Raw genomic sequence first — 25,331 nt, forward strand, 5'->3', positions numbered from 1 at the left:
AAGATGGTCGCTGCTTCGAAATAGCATTGAGTTCAATACAAAATGGCTGCCGTAAACGAGCTGCCAATGGTCCATCAGAGAGGCGCCCGTGATCACGAAGAAAGCCGACCTCCCGACCAAGCTCTGCGTGGCCTGTCAGAGGCCTTTCGCGTGGCGTAAAAAGTGGGCGCGTTGCTGGGAGGAGGTGCGCTTCTGTTCCGTGCGCTGCCGTAACAGCAGGGCAGCGAGCCATAAATTCGAGGTGGCCCGTTCGAGAGTGTCGCACACCTCATGAAGCCACTGTCGAACCTGACTTTGCTATTTTATGCGCTTCCGGCCCTGCCTTTGGCAGCCATTGCTCTGCCGCTGTATATCATCGTTCCGTCCGTCTATGCCGGGCGGTTCGGTATTGCTCTGTCGGCCATTGGGGCCGCTTTGCTGGCCATTCGCTGTCTGGATGCGATCACCGATCCGCTGATCGGTTGGCTCGCAGACCGCATTCCCGGTCGGTATGGTCGCCGCCGCCTGTTCTTTCTGTTGTCGCTGCCGCTGACGGCGCTCTCCGCTTTCATGCTGTTCAACCCACCGGATGGGGCAGGACTTGCGCATCTGGTGGTTTGGGGCTGTCTTCTGTCGATTGGCAGTACCTGGACAAGCCTGCCTTATACCGCCTGGGGTGCCGAACTCGAGACCTCCTACGATGGCCGGGTCAGGCTTTCGGCCTGGCGTGAGGGTACGACGTTACTCGGCACGCTTCTCGCCATCTCGCGGCCTTTCCTGGGGCAGGCATCCACGGCAGGCGCCCAGCCGGACCTGAATGCGATTGCTGTTATGGTGGCGGTGCTATTGCCAATCTTTGGTGCCATTGCGGTATGGCGCGTGGCGGAACCGGTGGATTTTTCGAAAACCCGGCTTTCATTGAAGAATGGGGTGAGCTTCCTGCTCGCCAATAGCGCCTTCCTGCGGCTGGCTATGGCGTTCCTGGCGAATTCACTGGCCAATGCTATCCCCGCTTCGCTGTTTCTTTATTTCGTGGCAGCGCGGTTGGAGGCGCCGGAGCTTCAAGGACCTTTGCTGTTTGCTTATTTCCTTTCGGCGGTCGCCGGCGTGCCACTTGCGGTTTTCGTGGCGCGGCGGCTGGGCAAGCACAGGGCCTGGTGCTGGGCCATGCTGCTCAGCTGCGCGATATTTGCCTTGGCGGGCCTGCTGGGGCCGGGAGACGCCTGGCTGTTCCTCGGCATCTGCGTGGTGACCGGCGTCTTGCTGGGCTTCGATCTGGCGCTGCCGCCAGCCATTCAGGCCGATGTGATCGATCAGGACACATTGGCGTCGGGAGAACAGCGATCCGGGCTTTACTTCGCCGCCTGGAGTTTTGTCACCAAGCTGGCATTGGCGCTCTCTTCCGGCATTGTCTTTCCATTGTTGGCTTTGGCAGGCTTCCAGCCGGAAAACGCCACTCAAAGCGGGCCGGCGCTTTCGGCCCTGTCTGCGCTTTATGCTTTCTTGCCGATCCTGTTCAAGCTTCTCGCCATCGCTCTTATGTGGCAATTTTCCATCGACAGCACGCACCAGCAAGCCACTCGACAGAAAATCGAGCAGCGCCAGAGGGACATATCAAACCCATCATGATCAGGTCTGTGATGTCGTGGATGGCTTGGGCAGGGCGCGACCATCCTGATAGATGCGCCGCAGAAAAGACAATAGCTGGGCAAGCTCGTCTTTCGAAAACCGCTCAGTAAAACGGGCTTCATGGCCATGGCGAAGCTCTTTCGCGGCCGCCAGAACACGCTGGCCTTCCTCGGTCACGAAGAGTTCCTGTCTTCGGCGATCCACCTGAGAGGGCCGACGCTCGACGGCGCCTCGGCCTTCGAGCTTGTTGATCAGCGCCATCATGGTCGCCTTGTCCATGCGCAGGCTTTGGGCAAAATCGATCTGGCTGGCCCCAGCATTGTTGTCGATCAGTTCCAGCACGGCAAATTGCTTCGGAGTTAAGGCCAGCCCCGACATGGTCGCCTGAAAATCCTGGAACACCGCGACATTGGCCAATCGCAAATGAAAGCCAAGAACTTTTTCCAGGTCGCCGAAGGCCACAGTTCCGGAAAATTCCGGGGTTTCGAAATCGTCAGTCGCCTGTTCCGGTCCGTCCATGCGCTCAATCCATGTTCGATAATGCCTTCAAGACAAGGATGTGTAGCATCTTCATCCTGATAAGATACGGCTCACTCAGGTGATAAACCCATCAGCCCAAAAGGCAAAGCGTCATATTTGACCTGTGCATCCCGCAGATTTCACTTGTGCCTCCAGAAAGATAATATAATATGTAATACATACTAAATGGCCGTCGGGAGAACTGGCCAGGGAGGATCTATGTCGCACTATGGTAGCGCAGGTTTGCGCGATTCGTCGGCGTTTGCCGGCATGGTAGCGGAGGACCCGGTCCGGTTCCGCGCCAATAGCGGTCCGGATCGGCCAGCCGTCATGGAGCTGGCAACCGGGCAATCACTGACATTTTCTGAATTCGATACGCTGATCGGGCGATGCGTCGCCGCTCTTGACGATGTGATCGCAAGGGCAGGGACGGGGCAGGACAGCCCAGCCCGTATTGCCTATCTCGGGCGCAATTCCACTGCCCAATTCGCGGTTTGTTTTGCCTGCCAGCGGATCGGTGCGATCTTCGTGCCATTGAACTGGCGCTTGAGCGCCCGAGAAATCTCGCTGATTCTTGCCGACTGCGAACCGACGCTGTTGCTGTACGATGTGGAATTTGCCGAAGCCGGTAGCAGTTTCGAGGTCGAAAGCCTAGTCGTGACCGGCAAGGGAGGCTTTCTGGACAAGGCCTCGACACTGACGCCGATTACGCCCCGCTCGCCATCTGCCGACCGAACTTGCGTGATTCTCTACACATCCGGGACGACAGGCGTGCCAAAGGGTGTGTTGCTCAATGCCCGCAATCTGTTTTTCTCCGCCTTGAATTTTGCGTTCGTCGGTGAAGTGACGCCGGAATCGGTCGTGCTCTGCGATCTGCCGTTTTTCCACACGATCGGGCTGGTGGCCTTGGCGCGCACCGCGATGGTCATGGGCGCCCGGCTGGTCATCTCTGACCGATTTATCGCCGAACGCACGATTGCCACCATGGCGGATGCCCAAATCGGCGTGAGCCATTACTGTGGCGTGCCGCAAATGGCCAGTACGTTGCGGAACTCGCCGAACTGGAGCCCGGCTGCATTGCAGGGTTTGAAGGCGATCTTCCTGGGGGGCGCGCCCTTGCCGCCGGTGCTGATCGAGCGTTTTCTCGATGACGGCATTGCGCTGGTCAATGGTTACGGGATGAGTGAAACCGGCACGGCCTATCATATGCCGCTCGACCGCCAACTCATCGCCCGTCATCCAGGCAGTATCGGGTTTGCGGCCCCCTTGCTTGAAACTCGGGTTGTTGATTTCGATGGTGCCGATGTCACTGATGGCGGAATCGGTGAAATCTGGCTACGAGGACCGAGCGTCACCGAGGGCTATTGGAACCGACCGGACCTGACCGAGGCTGCCTTCACCGATGGCTGGTTTCGCAGCGGCGATATGGCGCGGGTCCAGGACGGCGTCGTCTACCTCGCTGACCGCCTGAAGGACATGTATATCAGCGGCGGTGAAAACGTTTATCCGGCTGAGGTTGAAGCGGCCATTGCCGCCCATCCCGGCGTTGCCGATGTCGCAGTCATGGGCCTTGCCCATGCCGAATGGGGCGAGGTCGGCCTGGCACTGGTCGTCGCTGGCATCGACGACCTGCGTGATCACGATATCCTACGCCATTGCGCGGATCGGCTTGCCAGCTTCAAACGGCCCAAACACGTGGTGTTTGTGGATACCATTCCCCGTTCCGCTTCCGGCAAGGTGCAGAAACACATTTTGCGCCAATCCTACACTCACCTTTCATCCAGTTCGACACCGGCGTCCGGTCAGCCCGGCGCATAAGGAGACATACCATGACAGTTGCAGAAAAATCCGACGCAGACACCGTGCTGGTCGACATTGAAGACCGAATCGCCTTCGTGACCTTCAACCGGCCGGAAAAACGCAATGCGATGAACCCGGCGCTGAATATTCGCATGGCGGAAGTTCTTGAGGAACTGGAAGCCGATGACCGTTGCGGTGTGCTGGTGCTGCGCGGTGCCGGAACCTCGTGGTCTGCCGGCATGGATCTTCAGCAATATTTCCGTGACAATGACGACAAGCCCCGCCACGCAACCCTCAAAAGCCGCCGGCAGTCGGGCGGATGGTGGCAGCGCCTGACCTATTTCGAAAAGCCGACCATCGCCATGGTCAATGGCTGGTGCTTCGGCGGAGCCTTCAATCCGCTGGTGGCCTGCGATCTGGCGATTGCCGCCAATGAGGCTACTTTCGGACTCTCGGAAATCAACTGGGGCATACTGCCCGGTGGCAATGTGACCCGGGCTGTTGCTGAGGTGATGAATCACCGTGATTCGCTGTATTACATCATGACCGGCGAGCCCTTTGGTGGCGAAAAAGCCCGCGATATGGGCCTGGTCAACGAATCGGTGCCACTGGAAGAGCTGGAAACCCGCGTCCGCAAACTCTGCGCCAGCCTGCTCGAGAAAAATCCTGTGACAATGAAAGCCGCCAAGGACACGTTCAAGCGCGTCCGCAACATGCCCTGGGAACTGGCCGACGACTATATCTATGCCAAGCTGGAGCAAATGCTGCTGCTGGACAAGACCCGGGGCCGTGACGAGGGCCTGAAACAGTTCCTGGATGATAAGACCTATCGCCCTGGCCTTGGCGCTTACAAACGGAAGTAACCTCCCGAAAGCATCGATAATTCATAGGAATGAAAGACCCGCGGAATCACCGGCGGGTCTTTTTTTGCCGAGCTCGGAGAAACTCGTCCAAAAAACGACAAACAAAGCCGCGTTGGCCAAGTAAATCAGACAAAATATTGAATATACAGGGAAGAATGGTGGGCGATGAGAGACTCGAACTCCCGACATCCTCGGTGTAAACGAGGCGCTCTACCAACTGAGCTAATCGCCCTTCGCGTCATCGGGTCGTGCCCGCCGCGTCGGTGGCTGTGATCTATTCGGTCGTTGAAAAAACCGCAAGAGGGTTTTTTGATTTTTTTTCTTTTTTTGCGACGGCAAGATGACGGCTGGATAAAAAAACCGCAGTTCCGGGCTTGAGGGTCTCTGTTATCAACAGGCCAGGGTTTTCTGGGGGGCTCGTATGGCCTGATGTCTGGATTGGGGCTGAGAAGGACTGTTAAGCGCGCGACTGTCTGTATGCCGCAGGGTGGGGCAGGCGGTGGATAAGTGCAGCGCGGTTTGGCCTGCGAGTTCTTCCTGCTTATGTCGACCGATGTGTCGGTGCGCAATCGCCCGTGTTTTTTATCCATCAACAGGGAAAAATCACTCTGTCACGATTTTGTTTTCAATGCTGCTTGACACCCACCGACGAACAACTTAGTTAGCCGCTCATCGAACGGCACATGACGCTCGATAAGCGGGGAAGCAAGCTTCCCACCAGGAAATTGCGGGTGTAGCTCAGTTGGTTAGAGTGCCGGCCTGTCACGCCGGAGGTCGCGGGTTCGAGCCCCGTCACTCGCGCCATCCTGGTACTAAAAGTGAATGGCTTTCCATTCAGATGCCTTTGACACGGCATCGTCAATGCGCGGGTGTAGCTCAGTCGGTTAGAGTGCCGGCCTGTCACGCCGGAGGTCGCGGGTTCGAGCCCCGTCACTCGCGCCATTTCTCTTCTTTCCAAGTCGTTATTTTGTCTGAATTGCGAAGTGCTCTATACCGGCCTTCGCTCTTGGTGTTAAAGTCTTTGTGTGCATGTGCGAAATGCGGGAAGCGCACTTGCGCACGGGCGCTGGCTGCGCTAACCAACGGCTCGTTGCAACAGTCTTTTTGGCTTGTCGGTATTCTGCCGTGAACGTCGCCCGGCGTTTTGACAAGCAAGGATGGATACGATGACTGAACTCCTCAGTTCCTACCTTCCGATCGTGGTTTTCGTCGGAATTGCGATGGTTATCGGCATTGCCCTTTTGGTGACGCCGTTTGCCGTGGCATTCAAGGCGCCCGACTCGGAAAAGCTTTCGGCCTATGAATGCGGCTTCAACGCCTTTGACGATGCCCGCGTCAAGTTCGATATCCGATTCTACCTCGTTTCGATTCTCTTCATCATCTTCGATCTCGAAGTTGCCTTCCTGTTTCCGTGGGCGATTTCCTTCGGTGCAATCGGCTGGTTCGGTTTCTGGTCGATGATGGTGTTTCTCGGCGTGTTGACCATCGGATTTATCTATGAATGGAAGAAGGGAGCCCTGGAATGGGAGTGAGCCAAAGCGATCACCAGACCCTGGTTGCACCACAGCCGAAGGGTATTCTGGACCCTGCCACCGGCAAACCGGTTGGCAATGACAGCACGTTTTTCGGCGAGATCAATGATGAGTTGGCCGACAAGGGTTTTCTGGTCACCTCAACCCAGGCTCTGATCACCTGGGCGCGTACCGGCTCCTTGATGTGGATGCAGTTTGGTCTGGCCTGCTGCGCCGTCGAAGGCCTGATGCAGGCGTCCGGCCCGCGTTACGACATGGAGCGCTTCGGCGTTGCGCCGCGCGCATCTCCGCGCCAGTCGGACGTGATGATTGTTGCCGGAACCCTGACCAACAAGATGGCGCCCGCCTTGCGCAAGGTCTATGACCAGATGCCGGAGCCGCGCTATGTGATCTCCATGGGTTCCTGCGCCAATGGTGGCGGCTACTATCACTACTCTTACTCCGTGGTTCGGGGTTGTGACCGGGTTGTGCCTGTCGACATCTATGTGCCGGGCTGTCCCCCCACGGCAGAGGCGCTGCTCTATGGCGTCCTGCTGCTTCAGAAGAAAATCCGCCGCACCGGCACGATCGAGCGCTAAGGCGAGGGACCGACAAGATGAGTGAAGCCCTGCAAGTGCTGGCATCCCACATCACCGAAAACAGCGGTGGTCTCGCTTTGTCGAGCACCGTTGCCTTTGGTGAACTGACGGTCACAACGACCGTCGAAAATATTTACGCGCTGGTGACTTTCCTGCGTGACGACGCCCGTTGCGGCTTCATCAATATCATCGACATCTGCGGTGTGGATTATCCCGAGCGCGTCGAGCGTTTCGAGGTGGTCTATCACTTCCTGGCGCCGAAGCAGAACCAGCGCATCCGCATCAAGCTTTCCACCAGCGAAGACAAGCCGGTTCCTTCGATCTGTCCGCTGTTTCCGGGTGCCGACTGGTTTGAACGCGAGGCCTGGGATCTCTATGGCGTAATGTTTACCGGACATCCGGATCTGCGTCGTCTGCTGACCGATTACGGTTTTGAAGGCCATCCGTTGCGCAAGGATTTTCCGCTGACAGGCTTTGTTGAAGTCCGCTATGATGACACGGTCAAGCGGGTGGTTTATGAACCGGTTGAGTTGAAGCAGGAATTCCGTAGTTTCGACTTTCTCTCGCCTTGGGAAGGCACGGATTACGTGCTGCCCGGCGATGAAAAAGCAGCGAAGTAAAGGGCGGAAGGTAATATCATGACTGAACATTCCGTCCGTAACTTCACGATCAATTTCGGTCCCGAACACCCTTCCGCGCACGGCGTTTTGCGTCTCGTGCTGGAACTGGACGGCGAAATCGTCGAGCGTGTCGATCCGCATATCGGCCTCTTGCACCGCGGCACCGAAAAGCTAATCGAAGCCAAGACCTATTTGCAGGCATTGCCCTATTTCGACCGGCTGGACTATGTCGCGCCGATGAACCAGGAGCACGCCTATTGCTTGGCGGTGGAAAAGCTTCTCGGCCTGGAAATTCCGATCCGCGGCCAGTTGATCCGGGTTCTCTATTCCGAAATCGGTCGTATCCTGTCGCATATCATGAACGTCACCACCCAGGCGATGGACGTCGGTGCGATGACGCCACCGGTCTGGGGCTTCGAAGAGCGCGAAAAATTGATGGTGTTCTATGAGCGGGCTTCTGGCGCGCGCATGCATGCTGCCTATTTCCGTCCTGGTGGCATTCACCAGGATATTCCGGCGAAACTGGTCGAGGATATCGGTGCCTGGTGCGATCCTTTCCTGAAAGTTCTCGATGATATCGAAGGTCTGTTGACCGAGAACCGGATTTTCAAGCAGCGCAATGTCGATATCGGCGTCGTCAGCCTGGAAGATGCCTGGAAATGGGGCTTCTCCGGTGTGATGGTTCGCGGTTCGGGTGCAGCCTGGGATTTGCGCCGCTCGCAGCCTTACGAATGCTATTCCGATATGGAATTCGACATTCCGGTTGGTAAGAATGGCGACTGCTACGACCGCTATCTGATCCGCATGATGGAAATGCGCGAATCGGTGAAGATCATGAAGCAATGCGTCAATCGCTTGCTCGGCGACGCACGCGTTGGCCCGGTTTCGTCTGTCGATGGCAAGGTCGTGCCGCCGAAACGGGGTGAGATGAAGCGCTCGATGGAAGCGCTTATCCATCACTTCAAGCTTTATACCGAAGGCTTCCACGTTCCGGCTGGCGAAGTCTATGCGGCCGTCGAGGCGCCGAAGGGCGAATTCGGGGTCTATCTGGTGGCGGACGGCACAAACAAGCCGTATCGCTGCAAGATTCGCGCTCCTGGGTTCGTGCATCTGCAGGCCATGGACTTCATGTCGCGCGGTCACCAGCTTGCTGACGTAACGGCGGTGCTGGGGTCTCTCGACATCGTGTTTGGTGAGGTGGATCGTTGATGCAGCTTATCCTTTCGGATCGGCAGTGTGGTGCTCGTCTTGCAACGTCGGTTGCAGGTTGGCGCTACGCATTGCAATCCGTTGGGACCGACCGGCACTGTCCCGCCATGCCGTCTGCTCTGCAGGCGGCAATCGGGCTTTCTGCCGCATTGCTCGTCAGCGTCCGCGAGAAGGACAATCTGAACGCAGGCCGGGATGCCGTCATGGCGACGCATCAAGGTCTACTGTTCAAAAACTGAGATAAGGCGTGAGGAAGTATGTCCGTTCGTCGTTTAGCCGAAGATCAATTCCAGCCCGCATCCTTCGCTTTTAGCGAGGAGAATGCCGTTTGGGCCGAAGCCACCATCCGCAAATATCCGGAGGGGCGTCAGCAATCCGCTGTCATCCCGCTGTTGATGCGGGCGCAGGAGCAGGACGGCTGGGTCACCAAGGCGACGATCGAATTCGTCGCGGACAAGCTCGACATGCCCTATATCCGCGTGCTCGAAGTGGCGACCTTCTATACTCAGTTCCAGTTGAAGCCGGTCGGCACCAAAGCCCATATCCAGGTCTGCGGCACGACGCCCTGCATGTTGCGCGGCTCGGAAGAGCTGATGAAAATCTGTAAGAAAAAGATCCATCCGGAGCCTTTGGAGCGTAATGCGACAGGGACCCTGTCCTGGGAAGAGGTCGAGTGTCAGGGTGCCTGCGTCAACGCGCCGATGGTGATCATTTTCAAGGATGCCTATGAGGACCTGACGCCCGAGCGTCTCGAGGACATCATTGACGCCTTCGAAGCCGGCAAGGGTGCAGAGGTCAAGACTGGCCCGCAGATCGATCGGGTGTTTTCCGCGCCTGAAGGCGGATTGACCAGTCTGACGGAAGAGATCACTCCGGTCCGTTGGGGCGAGGGGCAATCTGGCCAGGATGCGGCAACGGTTCCGCCGTCCAACGCGGCCCGCCCGGTCACCGATACGCCGGTTACCGATCCGAAGCTGAAGACGCCCGCGACCGACAAGCCGGCAGCGAGCGAGAATGCGAAAGTCTCCGGCGACACTGCCGACAAGGCCAAGGGGTGAGAGATGTTACAGGATAAGGACCGCATTTTCACCAATATCTATGGCTTGAAGGACAAATCCCTGAAAGGCGCGATGAGCCGCGGCCACTGGGACGGGACCAAGCAGATCCTGGAAAAGGGACGCGACTGGATCATCAATGAGATGAAGGCCTCCGGTCTTCGCGGTCGCGGTGGCGCAGGCTTTCCGACTGGTCTGAAGTGGTCCTTCATGCCGAAGGAAAGCGACGGTCGTCCGCATTATCTGGTGGTGAACGCCGATGAATCCGAGCCCGGCACCTGCAAGGACCGGGAAATCATGCGCCATGACCCGCATACGCTGCTGGAAGGCTGCGTGATTGCCGGTTTCGCCATGGGCGCCCACGCTGCCTATATCTATGTGCGCGGCGAATATATGCGCGAACGCGAAGCGCTTCAGGCTGCGATCGACGAATGCTACGAATACGGATTGCTGGGCAAAAACAACAAGCTCGGCTGGGATTATGATATTTACGTTCACCATGGCGCAGGGGCCTATATCTGCGGCGAGGAAACGGCTTTGCTCGAAAGCCTTGAGGGCAAGAAGGGCCAGCCACGCCTGAAGCCGCCGTTTCCGGCCAATATGGGCCTCTATGGTTGCCCGACGACGGTCAACAATGTCGAATCGATTGCGGTCGCACCGACCATCCTGCGCCGTGGCGCGGGTTGGTTCTCATCCTTCGGTCGCCCGAACAATGTCGGCACCAAGCTGTTTATGATCTCCGGTCATGTCAACAAGCCCTGCACGGTTGAAGAAACTATGGGGATCACGTTCCGCGAACTGATCGAGCGGCATGCTGGCGGCATTCGCGGCGGTTGGGACAATCTTCTGGCCGTCATTCCCGGCGGCGCGTCCTGTCCGGTGGTCAAGGCGGAAGATATTATTGACGTACCGATGGATTTCGATGGGCTGCGTGATGTGAAATCCTCGTTCGGTACGGCAGCGATTATTGTCATGGACAAGTCCACCGATATCATCAAGGCGATTGCCCGGTTGTCGCAGTTCTTCAAGCACGAGAGCTGTGGCCAATGCACGCCGTGCCGTGAAGGGACCGGCTGGATGTGGCGGGTGATGGAGCGCATGGTGAAGGGCAATGCCCAGAAGCGCGAAATCGACATGCTGTTCCAGGTCACCAAGCAGATTGAAGGTCATACGATCTGCGCGCTTGGCGATGCGGCTGCTTGGCCGATCCAGGGTCTGATCCGTAATTTCCGGCCTGAGATCGAGGCCAGGATCGATGAATATACCCGCAAAGCCATGGACCATGGCGCGGTCATGGAAGCGGCTGAGTAACGAAGGCTCCGGTTATAATGGTGCCGAGTAACAAAGGTGATGCAATGGTTGAGGCTTCAAAACAGACGGGAACGGATGTATCGGCAAAGTCGGCTGATACCAGCCGCGGCGCTGAGATGTCCGGATCGTCACTGCATGCTTTGATGGCCAATCCGATGGCTGCCTTTGCGGCTGCCACGGTGCTGGGTTTCGGTTTTGCCACCCAGATGACTGGTGTGATGCTCGGTTCCATGCAGACGATGATGGACAAGCCTGCCCGTCGGACGAAGGACGATGTGCCGGAAGATAAGGCTGAGGCTGTTCCTGCATCTGGTGAGTCTGAGGTCAGCCTGAAGCCTGAAACGCAGGCGCCGAAGTCAGTCGAGGCTCAGGTTTCGGATGCTCTGGCTCTGCCCAAAGTGGCACCTGCGCGCCGTCCCGTCGCAAAAGCGAAGAGCAAGCCGCAGGCTGCCAAGCCGGTAAAAAGCCCGGCAGTGCGTTCGACCAAAAAACCGATAGGCGCGCCTGTGACGCCTATAGCGGAACCCGAAGTGAAGGCCGGGCCTGTTGCCGTGAAACCTGCCCGGCGGCCCGGCAAAAAGGTTGATCTGAAGGCAATCGGCGGTGTCGGGCCGAAGGTTCAGGAAATGCTCAGTAAACTGGGTGTTCATGGCCTTGATGATATCGCCACCTGGACGCCCGAAGATGCGACACGGATTGATGCGGAGCTTGGTCTCGACGGTCGAATCCTGCGTGATGACTGGATCGGACAGGCCCGCAAGCTGACCGGTGCTTGATTAGGCGGGTATGTCGGCGTCGGTTTAGGAATTGTGATTGAGATAGAATGTGTTACGACGTGTTTTGTGTCTCATGTATGAAGCACGGCACGGAAAAAATAGGCGAAGGCCTATTGGATGAATTAAGGGCGCTCTGCCGCCATGCATCCCACCTTGACTGATGGGATACAAAGCAGGCGAGCGGTCGAGAACTGAGACATGCGTAGCGGAAAATCCTGTGCGATTTTCCTGGCCGGACTGAACAAGCGGCGGCTGCGATGGACGTGAGACAGGAAGGCGAATATGGCAAAGCTGAAAGTCGACGGTAAGGAGATCGAGGTTCCCGATCATTTCACGCTGCTTCAGGCGTGCGAGGAGGCGGGTGCTGAAGTTCCGCGTTTTTGTTTCCACGAGCGGCTTTCGGTAGCTGGCAATTGTCGTATGTGCCTTGTTGAGGTGAAGGGTGGCCCGCCAAAGCCGGCAGCCTCCTGCGCCATGGGCGTCCGCGATATCCGCGGTGGTCCGAATGGCGAGTTGCCTGAAGTCTATACCAATACGCCAATGGTCAAGAAGGCGCGTGAAGGGGTGATGGAGTTCCTCCTCATCAACCATCCGCTCGATTGTCCAATCTGTGACCAGGGCGGTGAATGCGACTTGCAGGACCAGGCCATGGCCTTCGGTATCGACAGTTCCCGCTATGGCGAGGACAAGCGTGCCGTCGAGGACAAATATATCGGACCGCTGGTCAAGACGGTGATGAACCGTTGCATTCACTGCACGCGCTGCGTCCGCTTCACCACCGAAGTGGCTGGCATTGCCGAACTCGGCCTGATTGGTCGTGGCGAGGATGCCGAAATCACTACCTATCTCGAACAGGCGATGACCTCGGAATTGCAGGGCAATGTCGTTGATCTCTGCCCGGTCGGTGCGCTGACGTCCAAGCCCTTCGCCTTCACGGCCCGTCCGTGGGAATTGGGAAAGACCGAATCGGTCGATGTGATGGATGCGCTGGGTTCGGCAATTCGCGTCGATACGCGCGGTCGTGAAGTGATGCGGGTCATGCCGCGCGTCAATGATAGCATCAATGAAGAGTGGATTTCCGATAAGAGCCGCTTCATCTGGGACGGATTGAAGACTCAACGTCTGGACCGGCCTTACGTGCGGCGCAATGGACGTCTCCAGCCAGCAACATGGCCGGAAGCCTTCGCCGAAATCAAGACTGCCGTCTCGGCTACCAACGGCTCGAAGATCGGCGCGATTGCTGGCGATCTGGCCTCCGTCGAGGAAATGTATGCGCTGAAGGAACTGCTAACCTCGCTTGGTTCCACCAGTTACGATTGTCGCCAGGATGGCACGGCGCTCGATCCGGCTCTTGGGCGCTCAACCTATATCCTCAACTCGACCATCGAGGGCATCGAGGATGCCGACGCGCTGTTGCTGATCGGTTGCAATCCGCGCCTTGAAGCGGCGGTCATGAATGCGCGTATCCGCAAGCGGTGGCGTCGTGGTGGCTTCCCGATCGGCGTAATCGGCGAGAACGCCGACCTGCGTTATGATTATAGCTATCTGGGTGCGGGTACTGATACGCTTTCCGATTTGGTTGCTGGCAAGAACAGCTTCTTTGAGGCTTTGAAGGCGGCTGCCAAGCCCTTGATCATCATTGGCCAGGGCGCCTTGACCCGTGGTGACGGCGCTGCCGTGCTGGCTCAGGTCGCAGCGCTTGCTGTTGCCGTCGGTGCGGTCGGCGAAAGCTGGAACGGTTTCGGTGTTCTGCATACCGCCGCATCGCGCGTCGGTGGCCTCGATCTCGGCTTCGTGCCAGGGCAGGGCGGCAAGACGGCGGCAGAAATGCCTGGTGCAATGGATGTTCTCTTCCTGCTTGGTGCCGATGAACTGGATCTGTCGGCCAAGACCGCGAAACTGACAGTCTATATTGGTTCGCATGGCGATAACGGCGCCCAGAATGCCGATATTATCTTGCCGGCAGCCGCCTATACGGAAAAGTCGGGTACCTGGGTAAACACCGAGGGTCGCGTCCAGCTTGGCAACCGCGCTGGTTTCGCACCTGGCGAAGCCCGCGAGGACTGGGCTGTGCTGCGCGCGCTTTCGGACGTTCTCGGCAAAAAGCTGCCGTTCGATTCGCTTGGCCAACTGCGCCAGAAGCTTTATCAGGCCTATCCGCATTTTGCCGCGCTTGACGAGATTGCCGTAGGCAATCCGGCGGAAATCGACGCCTTGGCAAAAAAAGGCGGGAACATGACCCAATCCGGGTTTGCGTCTCCGATCAAAGACTTCTATTTGACAAACCCGATTGCACGCGCGTCTGCGGTGATGGCCGAGTGTTCGGCATTGGCCCGCAATAATTTCAAGGCTGCGGCAGAGTAAGGGCAAGGGACCATGGACAGTTTCGTTTCTACCTATGTGTGGCCGGCGGCCATCATGATCGGCCAGTCCCTGCTGCTGCTGGTCTGCCTGCTGGTGTTCATTGCCTATATCCTCTTGGCAGACCGCAAGATCTGGGCGGCGGTACAATTGCGCCGTGGTCCAAATGTGGTGGGTCCCTGGGGGCTTTTCCAGTCCTTCGCCGACCTTTTGAAATTCGTGTTCAAGGAACCGATCATTCCGGCTGGCGCCAATAAGGCCGTTTTCCTGCTGGCGCCGTTGGTGGCCGTGACGCTGGCGCTGGCGACCTGGGCGGTTATTCCGCTCAACCAGGGCTGGGTGATTGCCAATATCAATGTCGGCATTCTCTATGTGTTTGCGATTTCCTCGTTGGAAGTCTACGGCATTATCATGGGGGGCTGGGCGTCCAACTCGAAATACCCGTTCCTTGGTGCGCTGCGCTCTGCGGCGCAGATGGTCTCCTACGAAGTTTCGATCGGCTTCGTCATCGTCACGGTACTGCTGTGTGCTGGATCTCTGAACCTCACCGACATCGTCAATTCCCAGAACCATGGTCTCGGCACGATGATGGGCATGCCGTCCTCGCTGCTGGACTGGCATTGGTTATCGCTGTTTCCGATGTTTGTGATCTTCTTCATCTCGGCGCTGGCGGAGACCAATCGTCCCCCCTTCGACCTGCCTGAAGCTGAATCCGAACTGGTTGCCGGCTTCATGGTGGAATACGGATCGACCCCTTACATGATGTTCATGCTGGGCGAGTATGCGGCCATCGTGTTGATGTGCGCCCTGACCACCATCCTGTTCCTGGGTGGCTGGTTGCCGCCGTTGGACATTGCCGTCCTCAACTGGGTGCCTGGCATTATCTGGTTCATCCTCAAGGCGACGCTGGTGTTCTTCATGTTCGGCATCACCAAGGCGATCGTTCCGCGCTACCGTTATGACCAGTTGATGCGCCTGGGCTGGAAAGTGTTCCTGCCGCTGTCGCTGGCCATGGTGGTTATTGTTGCATTCGTGTTGAAGCTGGGGGGCTGGGCATGAGCCTTCACCCCGCAGATTTCGGCAGAATTGGAGTTTGAAGATGGCAAGTGTTTCCCAGGCTGTCCGCTCGCTGTTTCTGAAAGAGTTCGTCAACGCATTTTTCCTGTCGATGCGTTACTTTTTCAAGCAGAAGGCGACCGTGAACTATCCGTTTGAGAAAGGCCCCGTTAGCCCGCGCTTTCGCGGCGAGCATGCGTTGCGCCGCTATCCAAATGGCGAGGAACGTTGCATTGCCTGCAAATTATGCGAGGCGATCTGTCCGGCCCAGGCGATTACCATCGAAGCCGGCCCACGCCGCAACGATGGCACGCGCCGCACGGTTCGTTACGATATCGACATGGTAAAATGCATCTATTGCGGCTTCTGTCAGGAAGCCTGCCCGGTCGATGCGATCGTCGAAGGTCCGAATTTCGAATTCTCGACGGAATCACGCGAAGAACTCTATTTCGACAAGGCCAAGCTTCTGGCCAATGGAGATCGGTGGGAGCGGGAAATTGCGCGCAATCTTGCGCAGGATGCTCCCTACCGCTGAGATCGTCTTTTGAGGAAACCGATGGCGGTTGGGCAAGATCTGTCCGTCCCGGTTTGAAATTGAAACGAAATGCATGGCTGGTCCGGCCCGGGCCACTGGCATTTCATGGGACACGGCCGCGCCGCGCTCCTGGGGAAGATGAAAAGGCACCATCATGGGTCTTCAGGCAATCTTTTTCTACCTTTTCGCCTTTGTCGCGATTGCGTCGGCGTTCATGGTTATTTCGTCACGCAATCCGGTTCATTCGGTTTTGTTCCTCATCCTCACCTTCGTCAACGCGGCTGGTCTGTTCATGCTGACGGGTGCCGAGTTCCTGGCGATGATCCTGCTGGTCGTCTATGTCGGCGCGGTTGCAGTGCTTTTCCTGTTCGTGGTGATGATGCTGGACATCGACTTCACGGAATTGAGGGCAGGGGCTTCGAAACATGGTCCCCTGGCGGCCTTGATCGGTGCCATCGTTGCAGCTGAACTGATCTTCGTGATTGGCGGCTCGGTCATTTCGCCTGCTGCTAAGCAGGCGATCACCATGCCGATCCCCGCGCTGGCGGACCGTCAGAACACGGCGGCACTCGGCGATGTGCTCTATACCAATTATGTCTTCTTCTTCCAAATTGCCGGCCTTGTGCTGCTGGTGGCCATGATCGGCGCGATTGTGCTGACGTTGCGTCACCGCCAGCACATCAAGCGGCAGAATATTGCACACCAGGTTGCACGTGGACCGGCGACTGCCATCAAGGTGGTCAAGGTCAAGCCCGGCCAGGGCATCTGAGCTGAAGGCAAGGGATCTCAAGGAAACGAACAATGGAAATCGGACTTTCCCATTATCTCACCGTCAGCGCGATCCTGTTCATGCTGGGCGTCTTCGGTATCTTCCTGAACCGAAAGAACATCATCGTTATCCTGATGTCGGTGGAACTCATTCTTCTAGCGGTCAACGTCAACATGGTGGCCTTCTCGGCATTCCTCAATGATATCGTCGGCCAGGTTTTCGCGCTGTTTATCCTGACCGTCGCGGCTGCGGAAGCCGCGATCGGCCTTGCTATCCTCGTTGTCTTCTACCGCAACCGCGGATCGATCGCCGTTGAAGACGTCAACATGATGAAGGGCTGATACGGCTATGCTATTGTATAAGACAATCGTCTTTCTTCCGCTGCTTGGCGCGCTCATCGCCGGCCTGTTCGGTCGCCAGATCGGCGCCAAGGCATCGGAATTCATCACCACCGGCTTCATGGTGCTGACTGCTGCCCTGTCCTGGTACGTGTTCATCTCGGTCGGGTTCGGTCATTCGGAATTGATCAAGGTCCCCGTGCTGCGCTGGATCCAGGTCGGCGGCATCGACGTTGAATGGGCGTTGAGGATCGACACGCTGACAGCGGTCATGCTGGTGGTGGTCAACAGCGTCTCGACGCTGGTGCATCTCTATTCCATCGGCTACATGCATCACGATCCGCATCGTCCGCGCTTCTTCAGCTATCTGTCGCTGTTTACCTTCGCAATGTTGATGCTGGTCACGTCAGACAATCTCCTGCAGATGTTCTTCGGCTGGGAAGGCGTCGGTCTGGCCTCTTATCTGCTGATCGGTTTCTGGTTCAAGAAACCGTCTGCAACGGCTGCTGCCATGAAAGCCTTCATCGTCAACCGTGTCGGCGACTTTGGCTTTATTCTCGGCATCGCCACGCTGTTCGTGCTGTTCGGTTCGATCAATTTCGAGACGATCTTCGCTTCGGCTCAGACATATCTGCCGGCTGAAGGCGCACCTGCCGGTGACGCTGTCATTAATCTGTTCGGTATGCATCTCGACAAGGGCCATGCGGTCACCGCAGCCTGCCTGCTGCTGTTCATGGGCGCCATGGGTAAGTCGGCACAGTTCCTGCTGCATACCTGGCTGCCGGATGCGATGGAGGGGCCGACACCGGTTTCGGCGCTGATCCACGCGGCAACCATGGTCACCGCCGGTGTCTTCCTCGTTGCCCGCATGTCGCCGGTCTTCGAACTGTCGCCAGATGCCCTGACGGTCGTCACCATCGTCGGTGCGATCACGGCGTTCTTCGCGGCCACCGTCGGTCTCGTGCAGAACGACATCAAGCGGGTGATTGCCTATTCGACCTGCTCGCAGCTCGGTTACATGTTCGTGGCGCTTGGCGTCGGTGCTTATGGCGCGGCCATTTTCCACCTGTTCACGCACGCATTCTTTAAGGCCCTGCTGTTCCTTGGTGCCGGTTCGGTCATTCATGCCGTTGATGGCGAACAGGACATGCGTCACATGGGGGGCTTACGCAAACATATCCCAGTGACCTTCTGGGCGATGACCATCGGCAATCTGGCGCTGACTGGTGTCGGCATTCCGGGAACGATGATCGGTACGGCAGGCTTTTTCTCCAAGGATGCGATTATCGAATCCTCCTTTGCCGCTGGCACAGGTGTTTCAACCTTTGCCTTCGTGCTTCTGGTCATTGCCGCCCTGTTCACCAGCTTCTATTCCTGGCGCCTGGCGTTCATGACCTTCTTCGGCAAGCCGCGCGCCTCGCACGAAGTCATGCATCATGTGCATGAATCGCCTCAGGTCATGCTGGTGCCGCTTTACTTGCTGACCGCTGGTGCCTTGTTCGCAGGCTTTATCTTCCATGACTACTTCTTCGGCGAAGCCTATGCCGAGTTCTGGAAGGGGGCGTTGTTTACCGGTGCGCATAATGAAGTCCTCCACGAGGTCCATCACGTTCCGACCTGGGTGAAGCTCAGCCCGTTTGTTGCTATGCTCGTCGGCCTGGTCACCGCTTGGTACATGTATATCAAGTCGCCGGAAACGCCGAAGAAGCTGGCGCAAAGCCAGTGGCTTCTCTACCAATTCCTGCTCAACAAGTGGTATTTCGACGAGCTTTATGACTTCCTCTTCGTACGCTCCGCCAAGGCGCTTGGCCGGTTCCTGTGGAAGAAGGGCGATGTGGCCACCATTGATGCTTATGGCCCGAACGGCGTTGCTGCCGGGGTTGCAGGTCTGACGCAGCGGGTTGTCCGGCTGCAATCCGGCTATCTCTACCACTATGCGTTCGCAATGCTGCTCGGAATTGCAGCGCTTATTACCTGGATGATGCTCGGGAGTTCGATCTGATGACCGATTGGCCAATTCTTTCAACGGTCACCTTTCTGCCGCTGGTCGGGGTTGCCCTGCTGCTGCTGATGAATGGCGACACCACATCCGGACGCCGGAACGTTCTCAACATTTCGTTGTTGACCACGGTCGCGACCTTCATTGTTTCGCTTTTCGTCTGGATTGGCTTCGATAACGCCAATCCAGGCTTCCAGATGGTGGAAAATCATCCCTGGCTCGGCACCGGCATTGCCTATCACCTCGGCGTCGATGGCATTTCCATGCTGTTCGTGGTGTTGACGGCATTCCTTATGCCGTTCTGCGTGCTCGCCAGCTGGACGTCAGTGCAGAAGCGGATCAAGGAATACATGATCGCCTTCCTCATCCTTGAAGTGATGATGATCGGCGTGTTCGTGTCGCTCGATATCGTGCTGTTCTACGTGTTCTTCGAAGCTGGCCTGATCCCGATGTTCATCATCATCGGCGTTTGGGGTGGCAAGGATCGCGTCTACGCTTCCTATAAGTTCTTCCTCTATACGCTGCTCGGCTCGGTGCTGATGATGCTGGCGATCATGGCGATGTACTGGGATGCTGGCACGACCGATATCGCGGCGCTTCTGGCTCATAAATTCCCGCCGCATTTGCAGACGGTGCTATGGCTGGCCTTCTTTGCATCCTTTGCGGTGAAGATGCCGATGTGGCCTGTCCATACTTGGCTTCCCGATGCCCACGTGCAGGCGCCGACCGCTGGCTCTGTCATTCTGGCAGGGATCATGCTGAAGCTCGGCGGTTATGGGTTCATTCGCTTTTCGCTGGCGATGTTTCCGCTAGCCTCTGACTATTTCGCACCTGCGGTCTTTGCCCTCTCGGTCATTGCCATCATCTACACCTCGTTGGTGGCGCTGATGCAGGAGGATATGAAGAAGCTGATTGCCTATTCCTCCATTGCGCATATGGGCTATGTGACAATGGGTATCTTTGCTGCCAATACCCAAGGCTTGCAGGGTGCAGTTTTCCAGATGATCAGCCACGGCTTTGTCTCAAGCGCCCTGTTTCTCTGCGTCGGCGTGATCTATGACCGCATGCATACCCGCGAAATCGCCGCCTATGGCGGTCTCGCCAACAATATGCCGAAATACGCGCTGGCCTTCATGATTTTCACCATGGCCAATGTCGGCTTGCCTGGCACCTCGGGCTTTATCGGCGAATTCCTGACGCTGATTGGTGCGTTCCGGGCCAATAGCTGGGTGGCATTGTTTGCCGCCACCGGCGTTATCCTGTCGGCGGCCTACGCGCTCTGGCTCTATCGCCGGGTCGTTTTCGGGGCACTGGACAAGGAGAGCCTGAAAGCGCTTCTCGATCTGTCGTTCCGCGAAAAGGTCACGCTTTATCCGTTGATCGCGCTCACCATCCTGTTCGGTGTCTATCCGGCCCCGATCTTTGACGTGACGACGGCCTCGGTGGATGCGCTTTTGAATAACTACACCGCTGCTCTGCAGGCTGCGCAAAATGTTGCGCTCCTGGTGAACTGACGACAGGATCATTGGACATGAATGCTGAAACTCTCCTTGCAAGCCTGCATCTCGTCACGCCGGAGCTTCTGCTTGCGGTTGGCGCGCTGGTATTGCTGATGATCGGCGTGTTCACCAACAAGACCTCGTTGGTGACAGGCCTGGCTGTGGCGCTTCTGGCCGCCGCCTGCGCGTGGATCCTGTTGATGCCCGCCGATGGTGTCGCCTTCGGCGGGGCCTATATCTCTGACGGCTATGCGCGTTTCATGAAGGTCCTGGCCCTGATTGGTTCCATCACCACCATGGTGATGGCGGTCGGTCAGGCACGCTCCAACGATCTCGACAAGTTCGAGTTTCCGGTCTTGTTGGTGCTGGCGACGCTGGGCATTCTGTTGATGATCTCGGCCAATAGCCTGATCTCTCTTTATATGTCGCTGGAACTCCAGTCTCTGGCGCTCTACGTCATCGCCGCCATGAACCGCGACAGCGCGCGGTCTTCGGAAGCTGGCCTGAAATATTTCGTGCTTGGTGCCCTGTCGTCAGGCATGTTGCTCTACGGCATGTCTCTGGTCTACGGCTTTACCGGCAATGTGGAGTTCGACAAAATCGCTGCCGTCCTGGCTGCTGGTCACACCAATCTCGGACTTATTTTCGGTCTGGTCTTCGTGCTCGCCGGTCTCGCCTTCAAGATTTCCGCCGTTCCCTTTCATATGTGGACACCGGATGTTTACGAAGGCGCGCCGACCCCCGTCACGGCCTTTCTTGCTGCCGCCCCAAAAGTTGGCGCCATGGCGATCCTGGTGCGCATCGTCATCGACGCCTTCCAGCCGATCACCGCTGAATGGCAGCAGATCGTCGTGTTCATTGCGATCGCCTCCATGGTTTTGGGTTCGGTTGCCGCCATCGGTCAACGCAATATCAAGCGCCTGATGGCCTATTCCTCCATTGGTCATATGGGGTACGCTCTGGTCGGCCTGGCCGCTGGTTCCAAGCAGGGCATCGAGGGCGTTCTGCTCTATATGCTGATCTACCTGATCATGAACCTCGGTACCTTCGCCTGCATCATGGCGATGCGGACCAAGGAGGGGGAGGCGCTCGAAACAGTGGATGATCTGGCTGGTCTGTCGCAGACCCGTCCGTTCATGGCCTTCGTTCTGACGGCACTGATGTTCTCGCTGGCCGGCATTCCGCCGCTCGCTGGCTTCTTCGGGAAGTATTTCGTCTTCCTGGCCGCTATCGAGGCACATCTCTATGCCCTGGCGATTATCGGCGTTCTGGCCTCGGTTATCGGCGCCTACTACTACCTGCGCCTCGTCAAGGTCATGTGGTTCGATGATGCCAAGATCGAGTTTGCCGCGACGTCTGGCACGTTGCGGGTGGTCTTTGGCCTGTCCGGTCTGTTCGTCATTGCCTATGTGTTGATCGGTGGACCGATCGGCAGTGCGGCGTCGGCAGCGGCAGCGACCTTGTTCCGTTGAGCGACTATTCCACCCATCGTCGGAAGGCGCTCGACGCCTTCCGACATATTGCGCTGGACGAGGTGGATTCCACCAACCAGCAATGCCTGATCAGGGCCCGTGACGGTGATCCGGGAAATCTCTGGATCACGGCCAACCGTCAGACAGGTGGCCGGGGGCGTCGTGGCAGGCCTTGGGCCTCGGAGCCTGGCAATCTCTATAGCTCTCTTTTATTGATCGATCCGGCGCCTTTGGCCGATTTGGCCTCGCTGCCGCTGGCCGTGGCCGTGGCCGTGCATGATGCGATTGGCGTTGTATTGCCGTCGGGTGCGCCGCCTCTGGAAATCAAATGGCCGAATGATGTGCTGATTGGTCGTGCCAAAACCTCCGGCATTCTGCTGGAAGCGGAGCGGACCCCGGATGGTCGCAATGCCCTGGTTATCGGCATTGGCATCAATCTTCTTTTTAAACCCACTGAAACGCCGTATCCTACGGCCTCGCTCGCCGAACATGGCGCAACCGTTACACCTGATGAGCTTTTCACGCATCTTTTCGCTGCCATGGCGGATGCCTTGGCGCTCTGGGATCGGGGCCGTGGCGTCAAGGCCGTAATGCAGCGCTGGCGGCATGTCGCGTGTGGGATCGGCGAGAAAATAACCGTCAATCTTCCGGATCGGTCGATTTCCGGTGTGTTTTCAGGAATCGATGATAAAGGGATATTATTGCTCGACCGGGGTTCGCTAGGCATCACGCCAGTTGCGGCGGGAGATGTGTTTTTCGAGCCGAATGGGCCAAGGAAAGAATGACAAAGACAGACGAACTGGTATTTCTGCCGCTGGGCGGCGTAGGTGAAATCGGCATGAACCTGGCGCTTTACGGCTTTGGCCCGCCGAAGAACCGGGAATGGATCATGGTGGATTGCGGCGTGACCTTCCCTGGTCCCGATCTGCCAGGCGTGGATCTGGTGCTGCCTGATATCCGCTTCGTTCTCTCGCAGAAAAACAGGCTTAAGGCGATCTTCATCACCCACGCGCATGAAGATCATTATGGCGGATTGAACGATATCTGGCCGGGCCTGAATGTTCCGGTCTATGCCTCGGGTTTTACCGCAGGCATGCTAGAGGCCAAGCGCAATTATGAGGGAACCCGGGCTGAAATTCCGGTAACGCCTTTCAAGCCAGGCGACAAGGTCCATGTCGGTCCCTTCGTTGTCGAGGCTTCGGATGTCAATCATTCGATTCCCGAACCGATGTCGTTGATTATTCGCACCCCACTTGGCAATGTCATCCATACCGGTGACTGGAAGATCGACCATGCACCATCACTTGGCCCGTTGACCGATGAGGCGCGGTTCCGCGCTCTTGGCGACGAGGGCGTGCTGGCCGTGATGTGCGATAGCACCAACGCGATGCGCGAGGGGGTTTCGCCCTCCGAACAGGAAGTCTCGGAAGGATTGCGCAAGATCATCCAGACAGCGGAAGGACGGGTGGCGATCACCACGTTTTCCTCCAATGTCGGACGTATCCGTTCGATTGCCAAGGCGGCTGAGGCAGCAGGGCGTGAAGTGTTGTTGCTGGGCAGTTCCTTGAAAAGGGTTGTGGGTGTGGCGCGCGATGTCGGACTGATGGAAGGCGTGCAGCCTTTTATCGCCGAGGACGAATATGGGTACATTCCCCGTGACAAGGTCGTCGTGATCCTGACCGGCAGCCAGGGCGAATCGCGCGCGGCACTTGCCAAGCTGTCACGCGATGAAATGCGCAATGTGGCGCTGACCAAAGGCGATACGGTCGTTTTCTCGTCTCGTGCTATTCCTGGCAATGAAAAGCCGATCAACGATATCAAGAATGGTTTGATCGAGCAGGGCGTAACCATCGTGACCGATAGCGACGCGCTGGTTCATGTCTCTGGTCATCCACGTCGCAACGAACTTTTGCAGATGTACCAATGGACGCGCCCGCAAATTCTCGTCCCTGTTCATGGCGAGGCGGCCCACCTGACGGCGCAGCAGAAACTGGCTCTGGAAGCCGGGATTGCGCAGGTGCCGAAAGTGCGCAACGGCGACATTCTGCGGCTGGCGCCTGGTCCTGCCGAAGTCATCGGTGAAGCGCCGTATGGCCGGGTCTTCAAGGATGGCAAACTGCTGGGCGATTTCGAGCAGATGGGCATTGGTGAGCGGCGTAAGCTGTCTTTTGCAGGCCATGTCTCGGTCAGCGTCCTCCTGGACGAACGCTTCGAGTTCCGCGACGATCCGGAAGTGGTTGCCCATGGCCTGCCAGCGGAAGATCTGGAAGGTGATGACATGGAGGACATTCTCTATGACGCCGTGCTGAGCGCCGTCGAGAGCATTCCGCGCACACGGCGCAAGGATCTTGGCGCCTTGCGTGAAAGCATCCGTCGCGCTGTGCGCTCTACGGCCAATGAGTGCTGGGGCAAGAAGCCGGTGGTTACGGTTTTTGTGACCAAGGTCTGATTGCCGGAGCCGCTGGCAAGGGATATTTCTGGAGCCGGAATAGGTCAGCTATCAACAGACATGGAGCGCCATTCATCTCGGGATAATGGCGCTCTATCTGCGCAGACATGGGAGAAGCGTATGCTGGGCCGGGTCAACCATATCGCCATCGCCGTGCCAGATCTTGGCTCTGCGGTGGAGACTTACGCTGACACGCTTGGCGCGACGGTTTCCGCTGCTCAAGCCTTGCCGGAGCATGGTGTGACGGTAGTTTTTGTCGAACTGCCAAATACCAAGGTCGAACTTCTGGAGCCCCTGGGCGATCACTCCCCGATCAAAGCCTTTCTGGAAAAGTCGCCCAATGGTGGCATGCACCATATCTGCTATGAGGTGGATGATATTTACGCCGCGCGAGACCGCCTGATCTCCAAAGGTGCCCGCGTTTTGGGAGATGGTGAACCGAAAATCGGGGCGCATGGCAAGCCGGTACTTTTCCTGCACCCCAAGGATTTTACTGGGACATTGATCGAACTCGAGCAACTCTAGGTCATCCCTGATTCCTTTGATGGTTCGGTTTCAATGAATATGTGGAATACGGGCAATGACCTTTATTTCAAAATCGAAACCGGCAAGCCAGGTGACCCCAACGGCCGTCCAGTTCGGATAGGGTGCGCTGTGAAAGATTTCCTGCTTGACAGGCATTATGATTGGAAACTGCTGTTCGGGGTCCGTGTGAAACGTCGTTACATCAACGATATCCTCGACACCGCATCCCGCAGCACCCAAGACAGCCCTAAGATTTTCAAAAGCCAGTTGGACTTGACGCTTGAAATCAGGCTCAGGTGTTCCATCGTCACGGCTGCCGACCTCACCTGACACGAACAAAAGGTCACCGGAACGTATGGCGGCGGAATATCCCTGTTTTTCGTAAAGAGCATGCCGGTTGGCAGGAAAGATTGCTTCGCGTTCAGCCATTTTTTTCTCTTCTCTGGGTTGCCGGATG

General features: G+C 57.4%; 25 protein-coding genes and 3 tRNA genes. 25 read left to right on the forward strand and 3 right to left on the reverse strand.

The features are described 5' to 3' along the window. The first annotated feature begins 88 nt into the window (after positions 1 to 88). Both ASB66_RS11425 and ASB66_RS11430 read left to right on the forward strand, forming a co-directional pair. Positions 89 to 274 carry a DUF2256 domain-containing protein gene (locus ASB66_RS11425; RefSeq protein WP_411910047.1) on the forward strand — a complete coding sequence of 62 codons (186 nt, stop codon included), beginning with the start codon at positions 89 to 91 and terminating at the stop codon, positions 272 to 274. Further along, positions 271 to 1,608: an MFS transporter gene (locus ASB66_RS11430; RefSeq protein ID WP_060715777.1), complete on the forward strand. Its 1,338-nt coding sequence runs from the start codon at positions 271 to 273 to the stop codon at positions 1,606 to 1,608. The genes ASB66_RS11425 and ASB66_RS11430 overlap by 4 nt, the downstream gene beginning before the upstream one ends. Here the strand turns inward: ASB66_RS11430 and ASB66_RS11435 are convergent, their stop codons facing one another. Next, positions 1,609 to 2,127: a MarR family winged helix-turn-helix transcriptional regulator gene (locus ASB66_RS11435; protein WP_060715776.1), complete on the reverse strand. Its 519-nt coding sequence runs from the start codon at positions 2,125 to 2,127 to the stop codon at positions 1,609 to 1,611. 219 nt (positions 2,128 to 2,346) lie between these two features. Between ASB66_RS11435 and ASB66_RS11440 the strand changes: the two genes are divergently transcribed. Together ASB66_RS11440 and ASB66_RS11445 are read left to right on the forward strand one after the other, a co-directional pair. Then, positions 2,347 to 3,945: an AMP-binding protein gene (locus ASB66_RS11440; RefSeq protein ID WP_060715775.1), complete on the forward strand. Its 1,599-nt coding sequence runs from the start codon at positions 2,347 to 2,349 to the stop codon at positions 3,943 to 3,945. Between the two features lie 11 nt (positions 3,946 to 3,956). After that, the gene (locus tag ASB66_RS11445; RefSeq protein WP_015915645.1) at positions 3,957 to 4,790 is read left to right on the forward strand and encodes a p-hydroxycinnamoyl CoA hydratase/lyase; all 834 of its coding nucleotides are present in this window, start codon (positions 3,957 to 3,959) and stop codon (positions 4,788 to 4,790) included. A 156-nt stretch (positions 4,791 to 4,946) separates the two neighbouring features. Here ASB66_RS11445 and ASB66_RS11450 read toward each other — a convergent pair. Next, positions 4,947 to 5,022: transfer RNA gene (locus ASB66_RS11450), tRNA-Val, on the reverse strand. A 495-nt stretch (positions 5,023 to 5,517) separates the two neighbouring features. Here ASB66_RS11450 and ASB66_RS11455 point away from each other — a divergent pair. The 21 genes from ASB66_RS11455 (at position 5,518) to mce (ending at position 24,874) form a co-directional block, all read left to right on the forward strand. After that, positions 5,518 to 5,594: transfer RNA gene (locus ASB66_RS11455), tRNA-Asp, on the forward strand. Between the two features lie 61 nt (positions 5,595 to 5,655). Beyond that, positions 5,656 to 5,732, forward strand: a tRNA-Asp gene (locus ASB66_RS11460). A gap of 224 nt (positions 5,733 to 5,956) precedes the next feature. Next, on the forward strand, positions 5,957 to 6,322 hold the full coding sequence (locus ASB66_RS11465) for an NADH-quinone oxidoreductase subunit A (RefSeq protein WP_060716016.1): 366 nt from the start codon (positions 5,957 to 5,959) through the stop codon (positions 6,320 to 6,322). Further along, positions 6,313 to 6,900, forward strand: coding sequence for a NuoB/complex I 20 kDa subunit family protein (locus ASB66_RS11470; RefSeq protein WP_015915649.1), 588 nt, complete (start codon positions 6,313 to 6,315; stop codon positions 6,898 to 6,900). Before ASB66_RS11465 ends, ASB66_RS11470 begins: the two co-directional genes overlap by 10 nt. Before the next feature lie 17 nt (positions 6,901 to 6,917). Next, positions 6,918 to 7,520: an NADH-quinone oxidoreductase subunit C gene (locus ASB66_RS11475; RefSeq protein WP_060715774.1), complete on the forward strand. Its 603-nt coding sequence runs from the start codon at positions 6,918 to 6,920 to the stop codon at positions 7,518 to 7,520. An 18-nt stretch (positions 7,521 to 7,538) separates the two neighbouring features. Then, entirely contained in the window at positions 7,539 to 8,729 is a 1,191-nt protein-coding gene (locus ASB66_RS11480; RefSeq protein WP_060715773.1) for an NADH-quinone oxidoreductase subunit D, read from the forward strand. Continuing rightward, a complete protein-coding gene (locus ASB66_RS11485) occupies positions 8,729 to 8,968 on the forward strand; it encodes a hypothetical protein (RefSeq protein WP_060715772.1) in 240 nt (79 codons plus the stop codon). Before ASB66_RS11480 ends, ASB66_RS11485 begins: the two co-directional genes overlap by 1 nt. A gap of 18 nt (positions 8,969 to 8,986) precedes the next feature. Then, a complete protein-coding gene (gene nuoE, locus ASB66_RS11490) occupies positions 8,987 to 9,787 on the forward strand; it encodes an NADH-quinone oxidoreductase subunit NuoE (RefSeq protein ID WP_060715771.1) in 801 nt (266 codons plus the stop codon). A gap of 3 nt (positions 9,788 to 9,790) precedes the next feature. After that, a complete protein-coding gene (gene nuoF / locus ASB66_RS11495) occupies positions 9,791 to 11,095 on the forward strand; it encodes an NADH-quinone oxidoreductase subunit NuoF (RefSeq protein WP_060715770.1) in 1,305 nt (434 codons plus the stop codon). 44 nt (positions 11,096 to 11,139) lie between these two features. Beyond that, a complete protein-coding gene (locus ASB66_RS11500; protein ID WP_147274036.1) occupies positions 11,140 to 11,871 on the forward strand; it encodes a 5' DNA nuclease in 732 nt (243 codons plus the stop codon). A 282-nt stretch (positions 11,872 to 12,153) separates the two neighbouring features. After that, positions 12,154 to 14,235: an NADH-quinone oxidoreductase subunit NuoG gene (nuoG, locus tag ASB66_RS11505; RefSeq protein ID WP_060715768.1), complete on the forward strand. Its 2,082-nt coding sequence runs from the start codon at positions 12,154 to 12,156 to the stop codon at positions 14,233 to 14,235. A 12-nt stretch (positions 14,236 to 14,247) separates the two neighbouring features. Then, positions 14,248 to 15,291: an NADH-quinone oxidoreductase subunit NuoH gene (gene nuoH, locus ASB66_RS11510; RefSeq protein WP_060715767.1), complete on the forward strand. Its 1,044-nt coding sequence runs from the start codon at positions 14,248 to 14,250 to the stop codon at positions 15,289 to 15,291. Between the two features lie 40 nt (positions 15,292 to 15,331). Next, on the forward strand, positions 15,332 to 15,823 hold the full coding sequence (gene nuoI, locus ASB66_RS11515) for an NADH-quinone oxidoreductase subunit NuoI (protein ID WP_015915657.1): 492 nt from the start codon (positions 15,332 to 15,334) through the stop codon (positions 15,821 to 15,823). A 154-nt stretch (positions 15,824 to 15,977) separates the two neighbouring features. Then, positions 15,978 to 16,592 (forward strand): NADH-quinone oxidoreductase subunit J, encoded by a 615-nt coding sequence (locus ASB66_RS11520; protein ID WP_060715766.1) that lies wholly within the window; start codon positions 15,978 to 15,980, stop codon positions 16,590 to 16,592. A gap of 32 nt (positions 16,593 to 16,624) precedes the next feature. Next, on the forward strand, positions 16,625 to 16,933 hold the full coding sequence (nuoK, locus tag ASB66_RS11525; RefSeq protein WP_060715765.1) for an NADH-quinone oxidoreductase subunit NuoK: 309 nt from the start codon (positions 16,625 to 16,627) through the stop codon (positions 16,931 to 16,933). A 7-nt stretch (positions 16,934 to 16,940) separates the two neighbouring features. Beyond that, a complete protein-coding gene (gene nuoL / locus ASB66_RS11530) occupies positions 16,941 to 18,932 on the forward strand; it encodes an NADH-quinone oxidoreductase subunit L (protein WP_060715764.1) in 1,992 nt (663 codons plus the stop codon). Continuing rightward, positions 18,932 to 20,443: an NADH-quinone oxidoreductase subunit M gene (locus ASB66_RS11535; protein ID WP_060715763.1), complete on the forward strand. Its 1,512-nt coding sequence runs from the start codon at positions 18,932 to 18,934 to the stop codon at positions 20,441 to 20,443. Before nuoL ends, ASB66_RS11535 begins: the two co-directional genes overlap by 1 nt. 17 nt (positions 20,444 to 20,460) lie before the next feature. Next, on the forward strand, positions 20,461 to 21,900 hold the full coding sequence (gene nuoN, locus ASB66_RS11540; RefSeq protein WP_060715762.1) for an NADH-quinone oxidoreductase subunit NuoN: 1,440 nt from the start codon (positions 20,461 to 20,463) through the stop codon (positions 21,898 to 21,900). Next, complete coding sequence (locus tag ASB66_RS11545) at positions 21,897 to 22,685, forward strand: biotin--[acetyl-CoA-carboxylase] ligase (protein WP_060715761.1); 789 nt, start codon at positions 21,897 to 21,899, stop codon at positions 22,683 to 22,685. Before nuoN ends, ASB66_RS11545 begins: the two co-directional genes overlap by 4 nt. Next, a complete protein-coding gene (locus ASB66_RS11550) occupies positions 22,682 to 24,349 on the forward strand; it encodes a ribonuclease J (RefSeq protein ID WP_015915664.1) in 1,668 nt (555 codons plus the stop codon). Before ASB66_RS11545 ends, ASB66_RS11550 begins: the two co-directional genes overlap by 4 nt. Positions 24,350 to 24,469: 120 nt before the next feature. Then, positions 24,470 to 24,874: a methylmalonyl-CoA epimerase gene (gene mce, locus ASB66_RS11555; RefSeq protein WP_060715760.1), complete on the forward strand. Its 405-nt coding sequence runs from the start codon at positions 24,470 to 24,472 to the stop codon at positions 24,872 to 24,874. A gap of 30 nt (positions 24,875 to 24,904) precedes the next feature. On the opposite strand, the gene ASB66_RS11560 is transcribed toward mce, so the two are convergent. Further along, positions 24,905 to 25,303: a RidA family protein gene (locus ASB66_RS11560; RefSeq protein WP_060715759.1), complete on the reverse strand. Its 399-nt coding sequence runs from the start codon at positions 25,301 to 25,303 to the stop codon at positions 24,905 to 24,907. Positions 25,304 to 25,331 lie beyond the last annotated feature (28 nt).

The sequence above is a fragment of the Gillisella vitis genome, from assembly GCF_001541345.2.
Classification (GTDB): Bacteria; Pseudomonadota; Alphaproteobacteria; order Rhizobiales; family Rhizobiaceae; genus Allorhizobium; species Allorhizobium vitis.

Bases quoted from the DNA above. Each gene is read 5' to 3' on its own strand.
- ASB66_RS11430 (WP_060715777.1), top strand. From the start codon at position 271: ATGAAGCCACTGTCGAACCTGACTTTGCTATTTTATGCGCTTCCGGCC.
- ASB66_RS11435 (WP_060715776.1), bottom strand. From the start codon at position 2,127: ATGGACGGACCGGAACAGGCGACTGACGATTTCGAAACCCCGGAATTT.
- ASB66_RS11440 (WP_060715775.1), top strand. From the start codon at position 2,347: ATGTCGCACTATGGTAGCGCAGGTTTGCGCGATTCGTCGGCGTTTGCC.
- ASB66_RS11445 (WP_015915645.1), top strand. From the start codon at position 3,957: ATGACAGTTGCAGAAAAATCCGACGCAGACACCGTGCTGGTCGACATT.
- ASB66_RS11465 (WP_060716016.1), top strand. From the start codon at position 5,957: ATGACTGAACTCCTCAGTTCCTACCTTCCGATCGTGGTTTTCGTCGGA.
- ASB66_RS11470 (WP_015915649.1), top strand. From the start codon at position 6,313: ATGGGAGTGAGCCAAAGCGATCACCAGACCCTGGTTGCACCACAGCCG.
- ASB66_RS11475 (WP_060715774.1), top strand. From the start codon at position 6,918: ATGAGTGAAGCCCTGCAAGTGCTGGCATCCCACATCACCGAAAACAGC.
- ASB66_RS11480 (WP_060715773.1), top strand. From the start codon at position 7,539: ATGACTGAACATTCCGTCCGTAACTTCACGATCAATTTCGGTCCCGAA.
- ASB66_RS11485 (WP_060715772.1), top strand. From the start codon at position 8,729: ATGCAGCTTATCCTTTCGGATCGGCAGTGTGGTGCTCGTCTTGCAACG.
- nuoE (WP_060715771.1), top strand. From the start codon at position 8,987: ATGTCCGTTCGTCGTTTAGCCGAAGATCAATTCCAGCCCGCATCCTTC.
- nuoF (WP_060715770.1), top strand. From the start codon at position 9,791: ATGTTACAGGATAAGGACCGCATTTTCACCAATATCTATGGCTTGAAG.
- ASB66_RS11500 (WP_147274036.1), top strand. From the start codon at position 11,140: ATGGTTGAGGCTTCAAAACAGACGGGAACGGATGTATCGGCAAAGTCG.
- nuoG (WP_060715768.1), top strand. From the start codon at position 12,154: ATGGCAAAGCTGAAAGTCGACGGTAAGGAGATCGAGGTTCCCGATCAT.
- nuoH (WP_060715767.1), top strand. From the start codon at position 14,248: ATGGACAGTTTCGTTTCTACCTATGTGTGGCCGGCGGCCATCATGATC.
- nuoI (WP_015915657.1), top strand. From the start codon at position 15,332: ATGGCAAGTGTTTCCCAGGCTGTCCGCTCGCTGTTTCTGAAAGAGTTC.
- ASB66_RS11520 (WP_060715766.1), top strand. From the start codon at position 15,978: ATGGGTCTTCAGGCAATCTTTTTCTACCTTTTCGCCTTTGTCGCGATT.
- nuoK (WP_060715765.1), top strand. From the start codon at position 16,625: ATGGAAATCGGACTTTCCCATTATCTCACCGTCAGCGCGATCCTGTTC.
- nuoL (WP_060715764.1), top strand. From the start codon at position 16,941: ATGCTATTGTATAAGACAATCGTCTTTCTTCCGCTGCTTGGCGCGCTC.
- ASB66_RS11535 (WP_060715763.1), top strand. From the start codon at position 18,932: ATGACCGATTGGCCAATTCTTTCAACGGTCACCTTTCTGCCGCTGGTC.
- nuoN (WP_060715762.1), top strand. From the start codon at position 20,461: ATGAATGCTGAAACTCTCCTTGCAAGCCTGCATCTCGTCACGCCGGAG.
- ASB66_RS11550 (WP_015915664.1), top strand. From the start codon at position 22,682: ATGACAAAGACAGACGAACTGGTATTTCTGCCGCTGGGCGGCGTAGGT.
- mce (WP_060715760.1), top strand. From the start codon at position 24,470: ATGCTGGGCCGGGTCAACCATATCGCCATCGCCGTGCCAGATCTTGGC.
- ASB66_RS11560 (WP_060715759.1), bottom strand. From the start codon at position 25,303: ATGGCTGAACGCGAAGCAATCTTTCCTGCCAACCGGCATGCTCTTTAC.